Source organism: Calyptranema fuscum S582, assembly GCF_055793305.1.
Genome location: NZ_JBSLYH010000009.1, coordinates 158,602 through 171,682, shown reverse-complemented (window position 1 = coordinate 171,682; position 13,081 = coordinate 158,602). Strand labels below are relative to the sequence as shown.

Here is a 13,081-nt window from a genome sequence, read left to right as displayed (position 1 = left end):
TTCTATAAAATCCCCGATCCTCAGATAAATACAAGCCGTTGTTCTAACCCTAATCCCACGTCCTGACTGAACTGACTTTATAAAACTGGGCACGCCTAAACCGTTGCTCTAACCTGATCCCTCATCCCCATCCCTAAAATGCCTCTCCCTATCGTTGCCATTATCGGTCGCCCCAATGTGGGCAAATCTACCCTGGTCAATCGTCTATCTGAACTGCAAGATGCCATTGTTCATGATGAACCAGGTGTCACTCGCGATCGCACCTATAAAACTGCGTTTTGGCGAGATCGCGAATTTTTGGTTGTGGATACGGGTGGGTTGGTGTTTGATGACGACACTGAGTTTTTACCGTTAATTCGGGAGCAGGCATTGGCGGCGTTAGCTGAAGCCAGTGCAGCATTGCTGGTTGTCGATGGGCAATTGGGTTTAACTGCATCTGATGAGGCGATCGCTACCTGGCTGAGACATCAATCTGTTCCTGTCCTCGTCGCTGTCAACAAATGCGAATCGCTGGAGCAAGGCTTAGTGCAAGCCGCAGAATTTTGGAGTTTGGGGCTAGGCGAACCTTTTCCCGTTTCTGGGATTCACGGTAACGGCACTGGCGATTTGCTGGATGCATTGGTTGCCCATCTACCGCCGACAGATATGCTCGAAGAGGTCGAGGAAATCAAAGTCGCGATTGTGGGTAGACCCAACGTAGGCAAATCCAGTCTGCTGAACTCATTTGTCGGCGAAAAAAGAGCGATCGTCAGTCCGATTTCAGGTACCACGCGAGATGCGATCGATATGGTGGTTGAGCGTCAGGGGCAGCGCTATCGCTTGATTGATACCGCAGGCATTCGTAAGAAAAAGCAGGTCGAATACGGTCCCGAATTCTTTGGGATCAATCGGGCATTTAAGGCAATTCGTCGCTCTGACGTCGTGTTGCTTGTAATTGATGCTTTGGATGGGGTGACGGAACAAGATCAAAAATTGGCAGGGCGCATTACCGACGAAGGTCGGGCTTGTGTCGTGGTGGTGAATAAGTGGGACACGATCGAAAAAGATTCACACACCATTTATGACTATGACAAAGAGATCCGCGAACGGCTGCATTTTACGGAATGGGCAGAGACAATTTTTACCAGTGCGTTGACGGGGCAACGGGTCGAAAAAATTCTGGATCTGGTGAATACGGCGGCTGAACAACACAAACGCCGCGTGACAACGGCAGTGATCAACGAAGTGCTGGAGGAAGCCTTGAATTGGCACACGCCCCCGACAACCCGTCAAGGTAAGCAAGGCAAGATTTACTATGGCACTCAGGTTGCCAGCCAACCGCCCACAATTGTCTTGTTTGTCAATGATCCCCAGCTGTTTAACGATAACTATCGTCGTTATATTGAACGCCAATTCCGGCAGGGGTTAGGGTTTACCGGAACTCCGTTGCGATTGCTGTGGCGCGGGAAGAAACTCCGGGAAATGGAACGCGGCAGCGCCAATCGGGCAACTCGCGTCTAGTGAAGTATGGATTTATTGCGATCGCTCCCCATTGGGCTGTATTTAGAACAACCTGTAACCTGGCTACATCGGCTTGATCCCAGAGTCAAACTTGCCTGGTTACTGACATTTCTATTAACACCGATTTCTGCAAACCCTTACTGGCGTTTGTCGATTGTCGGTTGGTTGCTCTTACTGACCCTAACTGCCATGATCCCCTTCCGGATTTGGCGGCGGCAGATGGGATTGGTGATGATTTTTAGCTTATTAATTTTTGTCATCACTATGCTTGCTCCTGATGGCTTGGAAGTCAGCTATCAGTCTCGCCTGCCAGCTAATGAACTGGCGCTGGTTGAAACAACGGCTCCCTCCCCCACTCCGAACCCCGACACAGTATCTAGTACCACCACCGACCCGCTCACGGCATGGGATCAACCGGAAAATTTACCGCAACCCACAGATTATCAATACATTTTGTTCCATCGCGGGATCGTCACCATCACACGGCGATCGCTAGAACTGGCGGTGCGGGTTGGCACGCTCATGTTTACGCTGATCTACAGCACGAACTTGTATCTACTTACGACTGCGCCCGAAGAAATTACAGCAGGGTTGGATGATCTGATGCAGCCGCTGCGCCGTTTTAGGGTACCTGTGACTGAAATTGTCTTGACGCTGACGTTATCTCTGCGCTTCATTCCCTTGGTTTTAGAAGAAGTGCAAAATTTAGTTCGCTCTATTCGTACCAGGGCAATTAATTGGAAAAAACTGGGGTTTCGAGGTAGTTCTCAGGTCTGGTTGATGGTGGCAGAACGATTGATTGATAACTTGCTGTTGCGGGCAGGACAAATTGCCAGTGCGATGCAAGTGAGAGGCTTTACCAGTGCTAATCAGCATCAAGTCCAGTGGCATCAACTTCAATTAAGACGTGTAGATTGGGTGATCTTGGCGGGTGTTCTCTTGTTTTGGGGGGTGCGTTTTGGCATCGGGGGGATGTAAATCGGTGATAAATTTACCGAATTTTATAGAGATTGCTGAAATAAACATCAAAATTTTGTAGCGCTAAGGCACACTTTTAACATAGAGTATTGGAAATATCGTCTCAGACTGAATTATTAAGATCCTTGCCCCGCGATTAATCGTTGTTAGCCCCCCAAATTGAGGATGTTTCAATTCTCTTAGGTGATTAATTGAGCCAGCAAGATTGACCCAGTAGACCTGTACTTTTGCATCTGCTGGGAATTTAATGTTTTTGTAAACAGTCTGTAGAAAAGAGCTGTAGAAAAGAGCGATCGCCATCATTCTCAGTAGATTTCAGACGGTTTAAACCGTCGTTCTGAACCATAACGTCACGATATACAAGGGTGGTTGAGACAGTATCCAGTTCAATCTCAGAAAACGGGGATCACATGAATTGTCTTATCTCTAGAGTCTTACCCAGATCTTTTAGGAAGTCGTTGCTCCAATCCCCTGATGGTTGACTGCATCCCTTCTTTACTTAGTTGCTGTGCTGTGTCTTAAAACCACCTATTTTTAATCTTACGAACTATGTCATCTCAGAGAGCTATCTTCTCAAGCAAAACCTCGCCTCAAATTTCTTCGCCGCCGTCCAAATCAATGACCAATGAAATCTATCTCAACCATCCGACATTTGGGCTGCTCTATAGAGTCTGCATGGTTGAAGATACTCAAGAACTGTTTGCCACTCTCTATGCTCAGCGGCTTTTCTTCTTGGTGACAACCAGCCCCAGTGGTGTGCAATTTGATCCCATGGGTCGGTCAGATGCGCGGTTATTGGTTGAAACTCGCCTGCGCTATCTCCGCCGCCTCGGGCAAATGAAAGATTTTGACTTGCTCCAAGCTGTTTATAAACAAACCTTCCATCAATAAAGGTGCAACGCAATTGAGTCATTGCGGGTGAAGTGTTGAAACGCGCCGCGTTTCAACACTTCACTATTTTGTTTGGGAGTGTATAACGCTATATAGCGGTGGTGTGCAAGTTCGTTCAGTACCAAAAACGGTGTGGTGTGGCGCTCCGCACCCCACCACACCGTATCGAATCAACCTGCACAGCGTTATAGACTATTAAAGTTTGGTAAGCACTACCTGTAGGCTTGCAAAATTCTGCTACCCTGCAAAGATACGTTGTCTCCAAAAAAGGAGCACTATATTTAGGACTCCATTCTCTGAGGATCACAGATCCTCAGGTCATGTTAGGTTTGCTGGAATGAAGACTTCTGATCCGACCAATTGTGCGATCGCCGAGCGACTCGCTCAGATCCGACAGACGCTACCTGAGACTGTGCGGTTGATTGCCGTGAGTAAGCAGGTATCTACAGCAGCCATAAAAGTTGCCTATGAAGCAGGGGTGCGAGATTTTGGAGAAAGTCGGATTCAAGAAGCCATTCCCAAGCAAGATGAACTGGCAGATTTAAAAGATATAACCTGGCACTTTATTGGGCATTTGCAAAGCAATAAGGTGGCTAAGGTCGTAGAACGGTTTCAATGGATTCATTCCGTAGACAGTCTGAAGTTAGCCCAAAAGCTTAATCAGGTTGCTACAGAACATTCCATAAATCCCAATCTTTGTCTGCAAGTCAAAATCGTGCCCGATCCCGGTAAATATGGTTGGACGGTTCCAGAGTTATTATTAGATTTACCCACGCTGGATCAACTGCGTCATCTCAATATTGCCGGGTTGATGGTAATTCCACCTTACGGTTTAACCGAGTCAGAAACGCTTTCTATTTTTACCCAGGCGCGTGAGTTGGCAGACAAAATTCGTCATGAATTTTGTCATGAACACGGGGCACTCAACATCATTCATCTGTCGATGGGGATGTCAGAGGACTACCCGCTGGCAATTCAAGCTGGATCGACCATGATTCGCCTCGGTCGAGTTTTGTTTGGCGATCGCGAATAATTCCATGATTATCTATGGGGTTTGACCGTGTTTCACAGGGGTTGCTCTACCCACTCTTAATTCAGCTCATCTTATGGCACGAGATAGGAGTCCCACCGAGGGCGATGATCTAAATAGGTTGGTTATTGTTTGAAGTGCTTGTACCGCGATCGCTGCGAGCAATAACCGATAGATTGAAAACACAACCAAAACTGGCTCGATGCCTGCTAGGGTTTGCCATAGCAGATGCGAGTTATCCTGTTTGGCTTGGGTAGGCGGAGTTCTTATGGGTGAATTCACTACGCCAGAATGCATCTACTTGGTTGGGGAACAAGGGTATGGGACAGTGCCTTGATCCACAGATTTTTCTCTCGACCTATGCATGTGTTAAATAAGACAGTTATAGTGGGACAAATTTATTGTTCTAGACTGACTTTAGCCCCTCTGAATTTGGCTGAATCCAGCAAAATAAATGCAATTGATTCAGCGTAAAATTTCTAATTGGAACCGATTCAAACCGAGCTTCTCAGCGGTTGAGGGAGTTGATCAGAGTAGGTCAGTCAGGCAGTTCTTAATAAATTCCTAATTCACCTGACGTGAGGTAGCGAAAATAAAAAATTGAGGTATACTGTGGACTCACAACCTGATAAGTTTAAGCAGGATGTTTGTAGGGAAGTGGGTAGGATGAATATGTTATCCCTATCGTTGCTTTGACCTATAGATCCATCCGATATGCCTCAAAAGTCTTGAACGTTGCTTATTTTTGTGTTTCCCATTGTGTGTTTAAAGGTACTTTTTCAAAGTAACTTGCATAAACTCTAGTCGTGATGGAGCGTGAACAGTGAATAATATTTTCACCAAACTGAGAGATTTCGTTGGATTGAACGATCCAGTGGAATATGAATATGAGTATGACGAGATGGACGGACAAGAGTATCAAAATCTTTATCAAGAAGAAAATACCCAACCTGTTCAAGACGAGGAACCTCGTCGTCGTCGCCTGCGGGAACGCTCAACCCTATCTACAGAAACAGGAACAACCACAATGAACAACGTAATTGGTATGCCCGGTGCTACAAATGGCATCTCTGAGGTGGTGGTCATGGAACCCCGCACGTTTGAAGAGATGCCCCAAGCTATTCGTGCATTGAGAGAGCGTAAGTCTGTTGTCTTAAATCTGACCATCATGGATCCAGACCAGGCACAACGGGCAGTAGATTTTGTGGCGGGTGGTACTTACGCGATCGACGGTCATCAAGAGCGGATCGGCGAAAGTATTTTCCTGTTTACACCCAGCTGTGTACAAGTGAGCACTCAAATGGGTGTAGGGAATGAAGTTCCTACGATGCAAGCTCCGCCTGCAAGACCGGCTCGGACTGCACCTACTCCATCGTGGGATGATCAAGCCAGAATGGCTTGATGTGAAGACTCATCCAAACCCTCAGCAGATGTTAGCCAACGTCGCTGTAGGGGAACGTTAGCGTTCCTCTACAGCGACGTTGCATAATCAGGGTCTAATATTTTGTCAACACCTAAATGTGGGTTGACAAAATATTAGACCTCCGAGGTTTTCAAAACCTCGGAGGTCTAAGGCGATTTCTAGAAAAGATCATCCCCGCCAATCTTAGGGGCGAAGCATTCGGACAATGATTTTCACCATTTACTAAAGACTATCTAACGAATGCTTCGCCCTTACAGGGGTGACATCTTTTTCAGAAATTTCCTAAGGGAGGGTAATCAAAGATCGGTGACCCCGAAATTTGATGATGACAAAGTATTAGACATAAATCCCAGTTTGGTTGGGGTGCGACTTTGTCGCACCCCAACCAAACTGGGATTTTATTAAACAGCAGATCCCACAAGGATGGTTTTATAGCAATTCTCAATGGCATGAAGTAAAAGTTTTGATGTGAGAGCCGCGCTCCGCGCGGCTCTCACATCAAAACCGCAATGTATCCAGGCACGAAGCGCGATATCTAGCAAAGAGTGGAGGCGATCGTTTAAGTGGCAATTAAGCTCGGCATTATTGGGGGTGGGGTGATGGGTGAGGCACTGTTATCTCGCCTAATCATGAAGCAGATGTTTGCCGCTGATCAGGTGTGGGTGAGTGAACCCCAACCTCAGCGACGTGATAGTTTGGCACAGCAGTATGGTGTTCATGTCACAACAGATAATCAGGCTCTTGTGTCTGCGGCTGAAATTTTGTTGTTAGCCATCAAGCCGCAAGTATTTGATGCCGTCGTCAGTCTGTTAGATAAACCCAATACCCAACAGGTTGTCGTATCTATTCTGGCAGGTGTGCCACTAAGTAAGTTGGAGGCTGCCTTTCCAGGACAACCCGTTGTCCGAGCTATGCCCAATACTCCCGCTACAGTGGGTGCCGGAATGACGGCGATCGCCCCTGGTCAACATGCTCAGCCTCATCATTTAGCTGTAGTGCAAACTCTCTTCGAAGCTGTGGGTGAAGTGGTGCAGGTGCCTGAAAGTATGATGGATGCGGTTACGGGCTTGTCTGGTTCGGGCCCAGGATATGTCGCCGTGTTGATCGAAGCCTTAATCGACGGGGGCGTTGCGGTGGGGTTACCCCGTGCGATCGCCACTCAGTTAGCGATACAAACCGTACGCGGAACGGCTGAATTGTTGCAAACGTCGGAGCTACACCCGGCAGAACTGAAAGATCGGGTCACTAGCCCTGGGGGCACCACCATTGCCGGAATTTCTCAGTTAGAAAAAGCAGGTTTCCGCTCAGCCTTAATTGAAGCGGTGCGATCGGCGTATGTGCGCTCCCAGGAATTGGGGCATTAGCAGTGGTCTGAATCGTCAGGTATTGCTTAATGGCGGCATGAATTTGACCGGGAAACCAAAGGTTTCCCGGTCAAATTCATACCCAAAATCAGTAACGCCAATTCTCGAACTATCCGGCTAAACGTTGCATTTAGTTGAGTAATATCTTGAATTCAGAGTGTGATCCGCTATATTAAAGGCGATGAGAGATTAATTCATAGTGTCTTGACGCTGAGGCGATCGCTCTCTTCTCACCATTTGAGGAGGATAGATATGGATATTTCTCAACTAGTTGTACAGATTGTTGTGGCTGTTATTTGCGCCGGTATCGCCAACATCATTGTGCCTCGCAAAATTCCGGGTCGGCTAGCAGGGCTGATTTTAATTGGCTTAGCGGGTGTTTGGGTGGGGCAATGGGGGTTTTCTTTACTGCGACAAGAGTTTGGGATTAGCTTTCCCTGGCTCTATTGGCAAATTCAAGGCGTTTTGATTATTCCAGCGATTATTGGCTCTGCCATTGTCCTCTACCTCGTCACGTTGTTTCTTAAATGGGGGCACTACGACAGCTAAAGTGGAGGTATGAATCACATAGACTCTCTCCTTACCTTAGCAACGTGGTTGTCAGGGGAATTTGATAACCGCGCTCAGGCAATAGAACAACCCGTTTGGTTTGTTCATTTACAGCTATGGCATCGCCCGCTGCCCCATCGTCTCGACGGTCAGCTTGCCATCTTTGCCGAACAAGCCAATGTCTTGCAGATTAATCAACCCTATCGGCAACGGGTTCTGATACTAGAAGCGACGTCTTCTGAGCAGTTGCGGGTGCGATATCTTGCCTTTAAGCAACCTAGCCAATTTCGCGGCGCGGGAGCAGAGCCCGGTCGCTTAAACGGTGTCAGCATGGCAGATTTTGATCCATTACCGGGTTGTGAACTCATCGTCACACAACAGGAGGGTAAATTTGTTGCTCGACCGGAACCGGATGCTAAATGCTTTTTTCAGTACGATGGTAAGACGCGGCAGGTCGTTTTAGGATTTGATGTTAGCGATCGCCAATTTTTTAGCTACGACCGAGGGGTTGACCCCGATACCGGGCAATCATTATGGGGAGCCATGATGGGGGCGTATGAATTTGAAAAGCGTGCCAGTTTTGAGGTGAGTTGTTAGCGATCGCAATTCTCAATCGCGTGATGTACAAGGTAATGTGTGAGAGCCGCGCCCCGCGCGGCTCTCACACATTACCCGTCATCTATTCAGGCGCGCAGCGCCTCACAACACCGTTTTTGGACTGAACGAACTTGTACATTGCTATAAATCATGGCGTTACTGATTAGAAGTATGGATTTGCTGGGGAAACCGCAGGTTTCCCCAGCAAATCCATACCCGGATGCTGCATTGCCGAAGGAATAGCGTTACTCGTCTTGATCCAGATTATGGCGTAGGGATTGCTCTTGTTGTCGAACTGCCGCCAGGAGTTCAGCATTCTGCAAAATTACCCCAGCTTGATTGTTAAAGATTTGCATGTATTTGATGTCATTTTGGTCGAAGCTGGTCTGAAAGCAGAGGGGCAGGTCTTGCCCATAGACGGCATGGGTATCGTCCCAATATTCGCCGGGTAAGCGCTTGTTGACCAGTTGGGTGACGCCGATGAGTTCGCCATCGGGGTTAAAGACGGGCATACAGAGGAGGCTGCATGTGCGATAGCCGCTTTGTTGGTCGGTTTTGCGGGCAGTGCCAGAGTCGGGATGGTCGTAAAGGTCAAATGGAATATTGATGATCTCTCCGGTTGCGGCAACGGTTCCGGCGAAGCCTTCGCCAATGTTGACGCGCAGTTCTCGAACAGAGCCATCGTCAAACACAATTTTTGTCCAGAGTTGGTTGTGAATGCGATCGCGCAACCAGAGTGTACTGCGATCGGCATTCATCAAATCTTTGGCAGCATCCATCACCCGCATCAAAATTTCGTGGGGTTCCAAACTGCTCTGGCTGACTGAACGGGTTGCTGCCATCAATGCAGCCGCAACCCGCTGCCCTCGTGCGGTTTTGTGATACGAGCAAAAACTTTCCAAAATCATGCGAATCAGGGGTTCGCTTACCGAAAATTGGCGTTCATCACTCTCGCTAAATCCCTGGGGATCAATCTGTTCTGCCAATGTCATGGAGTCATTGGTGACAGGCTTGAGTTTATTCAACAGTTGGACGACGGCAATTAATTCGCCCCGATCATTCAACAGCGGCATCGCCAGCATGGTGTAAGTGCGGTATTGGTTCCGCCGATCTTGTTCTTTTGCCGTAACAGATCGAGGATCATCATAAAAATCGTAAGGAATGTTAATCGTCTGTTTGCTGTGGGCGACTTTGCCGACGATGCCTTGGCTGGCAGGAATACGAATTTCTAAGGAGCGATCGCTGCCTTCTGATTCTGCGACAATTGACCAAAATTCCTGGCGTTCTTCATCCAACAGAAAAATCGTGGTGCGATCGGCACGCAAAGACTTGCCAATTTTCAGCGTAATCGATCGCAGCGTCGTGTCCAAAATATCATCAAATCCCTGGTTATCCATCACTTGATTCAACAGGGATAGGGTCTGAAACACGACACTTTGGGGTTGGCTTTCTGCCTGTTGTTTAACGGCTGCAAACTGCCGCGCATTGTGGAGTGCAACCCCCACCTGGGCGTTAAAAATTTGCATATAATTTTGGCTGCTGGCATCAAAGCTGGCTTGAAAGCAATCTGGAGCCTGGGGCCAGTCTATCGGGTCATATTCAGGAAATTCACCCTGGCGACGTTTGTTAACCAGTTGGGTGACCCCCAACAAGTCGCCATCGGGACTCCAGACGGGCATACAGAGCAGGCTACAGGTGCGATATCCGGTTTTTTGGTCGGTCAGTTTTGCGGTTTCAGAATCGGGATGTTCGTAGAGGTCAAAGGGAATATTGAGTGGGTTGGGGTTGGCAGCAACGATTCCGGCAAAGCCTTTGCCGACGGGAATACGAATTTCTCGAACCGACCCATTTTCAAACAGAATTTTTGTCCAGAGTTCCTGGTTCTCCTGATCCAATAACCACAGGGTTGTGCGATCGGCATTCATCAGCTTTTTAGCTGCTTCCATCACCCGTCCAATAATTTCGTCTGAATCCAGACTGCTTTGTGAGACTGAACGGGTGGCTTCGGTCAGCGCTTCTGAGGCTTGTAGTCGCTGGGTCAACTTATAACAATCCTGGCAACGCGCCAGCACCCGCAAAATGGCAGACGAATATTCTTCCAGTTGCCGCTGATCGGATTCTGTAAACCCTTGAGGATTAATCCGTTCTGCCAGCGACGCCGCAGGATTGTTGGAGCGATAGAGTTTATTGACCAGTTGAATCACAGCTACCAAATTTTGAGACTCGCTGCCAATGGGAAAGACCACTTCGTTGTAGATGCGATAGCCGTGTTGCAGAGATTGGGTCTGGGGGTCATCGGTGCCAACCCGGTCATCACAATACGTGAAGGGGACGTTCACCATTTTTCTGAAACTGGTCACGCGACCTTCGGTGCCTTTGTTGGCAATCACTTGAATTTCAGGGTCGCTGCTGGATTCTTTGTGAGCAATGATCGACCAGATATCATTTTTTTCTTCGTCAACAAAGAAAATAGTGGTGCGATCGCAACTGAGCAGTTCTCCCAAACGCAAAGTAATGGAACCCAGGATCTGATAGAGAATTTCAGCAAAATCCTTACCTTCCATGACATTCAGCATCGATAGCAGCTTTTGTTCTTGCAGGGCTACGGTTTGCATGAAATCGGCTTTCAGGTCGGTCAGTGCTTTTTGTAACCAGGTGGGATTAAACACGGCTGCATAAATGCGATTGGCAACCGTGAGTCTTTCGCGATGTTTGATCACCAAGCCCGTCAGCCGCAACTCCATTTGTTCGGGCGTATCCAGGATGGTATCAACTGCGCCTTGTTTTAAGACTTGTTGATAGAGATCGAGCAACCCCCGGCTTCGTTGCCCAATCCGCAGCAGGCGATCGCGAATGGTTTTTAAATGCGGCGGTTCGTCAGTGGCTTGCCAATTGTCGATCAACTGCGATCGCACCAGATTTTCGACCCAGGCGATTTCTTGATTCGCAGGAATATCGTCTGTAGCTGTGGCAATCAGTTTGCAAATTTTTTGGGTGAGAAACGGCTGTCCTCCTGTCCAGTCGAGCACCGCTTCTAGCACCGCATGGGGATGTTTGACCTTGTGTTCCAAGCCTTTTGCCAGAGGTTCCACTTCAGAGAGTTGAAACCCTTGCAACTCAATCGCTCGACCGACATTAAACGGCGTACAACTTTTGTTTTGAATTAAATCTGAAGGCGTTGCTACACCCAGTAGCGCAAAGGTGAGGCGATCGTATTCGTGACAGGCGCGGATCAGGGCAAAAAAGTCGTCGGTGCGAAAGTTGAGGCTCAGCATACTGTCAATTTCATCAATGAAAATGACGATCCGACACGATACCAGCTCCAGCAACACCTCTTCAATAAATTCGCTCATCCGTTGCACCGGCGGCAAAAATTCGCGATCGCGCAACCAGTCTCTCAGATCAATAGGCAACTTAAAACTTTTGACCAATCGCCGCATTAACCCGGCATACCATTGATCGGCAGTAATTTCTTGACTGCCAATTTTAGTTAAGTCGATCGCCACACCTTCAATGCCCTCGCTCTGCAAGCGGTAGAGAGTGCGCACGCGCAGACTGGTTTTGCCCATTTGACGCGGATCGAGGACATAGCAAAACTCTCCTGCCTTTAACCCAGCATAGAGTTCTTGATCGGCTTTACGAACGACGTAACTGGGTGCATCAAGGGGTAGATGTCCGCCGACTTTATAGGTATAGGCTGAGGGTTGCTCATCATTCATGGGGAAGCATCACTCGAAAAAGATGAAATCGTTAACCGCTCGCTGAAATAGTGCTGATATAGCTTAAATCGGGGCACTACTTCATTGCCCTGAAATGCCACCAAGCCCAAGCTGTGAAGCTTAAACGCCAATAATGACTCCAGTTCGATCGGGCGATCGCTGTCTAAAACTTGCCGAAACGCATTGGCTAATTCAGGATGTTGGCGCAAATTCCACAAATGACGACGCAGGTGATCGCCATAGATGCCCGCTTCTGTCGGTGCCGACTCGACCCAGTGTTCCAGAGTCAAATGTTGCTGGCAAATATGGTACAGCGCTACTCGTACCAGATAAGGATGGCCGCCAATGATCTGCATCAGTTGCTCAACCTGGGGCGATCGCCAATTTAACCCGTGCCGCTGCGCCAGATCATCAATCTGCTCGTGACTTAATTCCGACAATTCAATCGGCAAGCCGACATTAAACGGCGACTGATTTACATCCAGCGGAATATAGACTTCAGTGGAATGAACCACAACCAGGCGCAATTTTTCCCACAGTCCGCTATCGCTGTCACCATAGCCCGCTTCTTCATACCAGGCGCGCAACAACCCAAAAAAGTCATCAGCAATTTTAGGATATTGAAACACCCGATCGACCTCATCCAGTCCCAACACCAATGGCGTATCGATGTCGGGCAAAATGCAGTCTTCAAAATAAGCGGTGCAATTATCTTTGCTGCCGTAGGTATCTGACCAATACTGATCGACCGATTGGGCGACATGCAAACGGCGGGCGATGCGGCTACAAAACCATTGCAACAAATCGTTGAGGCTGCCAAATACGGACTTATCCGCATGTTGAAAACTCAGAGGAACGGTGCGATATCCCCGTTCTCGTGCCTGGTTCAAAATCCGCGACATCAGCGATGTTTTACCCATCTGCCGGGGTGCTTTGATGCGGATCAAGGTTCCCGGTTGTAAGATTTCCCGATAACACTGGGCCTCGTAAGGCACGCGCTCAATGTAGAACTTGGAATCTAAGCGAACTT

Annotated in this window: 10 protein-coding genes; 8 read left to right on the top strand and 2 right to left on the bottom strand. The window is 48.2% G+C overall.

Translation table 11 applies throughout. The features are described from left to right. The first annotated feature begins 138 nt into the window (after positions 1-138). The 8 genes from der (at position 139) to ACR6Z4_RS08910 (ending at position 8,332) form a co-directional block, all read left to right on the top strand. Positions 139-1,500 (top strand): ribosome biogenesis GTPase Der, encoded by a 1,362-nt coding sequence (gene der / locus ACR6Z4_RS08945; protein ID WP_479716899.1) that lies wholly within the window; start codon positions 139-141, stop codon positions 1,498-1,500. Positions 1,501-1,506: 6 nt separating this feature from the next. Next, on the top strand, positions 1,507-2,478 hold the full coding sequence (locus ACR6Z4_RS08940; protein ID WP_479716898.1) for an energy-coupling factor transporter transmembrane component T family protein: 972 nt from the start codon (positions 1,507-1,509) through the stop codon (positions 2,476-2,478). 618 nt (positions 2,479-3,096) lie between these two features. Continuing rightward, on the top strand, positions 3,097-3,369 hold the full coding sequence (gene pipX, locus ACR6Z4_RS08935) for a transcriptional coactivator PipX (protein WP_479716924.1): 273 nt from the start codon (positions 3,097-3,099) through the stop codon (positions 3,367-3,369). Positions 3,370-3,706: 337 nt separating this feature from the next. Further along, positions 3,707-4,402 (top strand): YggS family pyridoxal phosphate-dependent enzyme, encoded by a 696-nt coding sequence (locus ACR6Z4_RS08930; RefSeq protein WP_479716897.1) that lies wholly within the window; start codon positions 3,707-3,709, stop codon positions 4,400-4,402. 820 nt (positions 4,403-5,222) lie between these two features. Next, a complete protein-coding gene (locus tag ACR6Z4_RS08925) occupies positions 5,223-5,801 on the top strand; it encodes a cell division protein SepF (protein ID WP_479716896.1) in 579 nt (192 codons plus the stop codon). Between the two features lie 584 nt (positions 5,802-6,385). After that, the gene (gene proC, locus ACR6Z4_RS08920; RefSeq protein ID WP_479716895.1) at positions 6,386-7,186 is read left to right on the top strand and encodes a pyrroline-5-carboxylate reductase; all 801 of its coding nucleotides are present in this window, start codon (positions 6,386-6,388) and stop codon (positions 7,184-7,186) included. Between the two features lie 252 nt (positions 7,187-7,438). After that, positions 7,439-7,735, top strand: a complete 297-nt coding sequence (locus tag ACR6Z4_RS08915; protein ID WP_479716894.1) for a GlsB/YeaQ/YmgE family stress response membrane protein — start codon at positions 7,439-7,441, stop codon at positions 7,733-7,735. Positions 7,736-7,744: 9 nt separating this feature from the next. Further along, positions 7,745-8,332 carry a CpcT/CpeT family chromophore lyase gene (locus ACR6Z4_RS08910; protein ID WP_479716893.1) on the top strand — a complete coding sequence of 196 codons (588 nt, stop codon included), beginning with the start codon at positions 7,745-7,747 and terminating at the stop codon, positions 8,330-8,332. Positions 8,333-8,577: 245 nt separating this feature from the next. Here the strand turns inward: ACR6Z4_RS08910 and ACR6Z4_RS08905 are convergent, their stop codons facing one another. Beyond that, complete coding sequence (locus ACR6Z4_RS08905) at positions 8,578-12,051, bottom strand: GAF domain-containing protein (RefSeq protein WP_479716892.1); 3,474 nt, start codon at positions 12,049-12,051, stop codon at positions 8,578-8,580. Next, on the bottom strand, positions 12,048-13,046 hold the full coding sequence (locus ACR6Z4_RS08900; RefSeq protein ID WP_479716891.1) for an AAA-like domain-containing protein: 999 nt from the start codon (positions 13,044-13,046) through the stop codon (positions 12,048-12,050). Before ACR6Z4_RS08900 ends, ACR6Z4_RS08905 begins: the two co-directional genes overlap by 4 nt. Positions 13,047-13,081 lie beyond the last annotated feature (35 nt).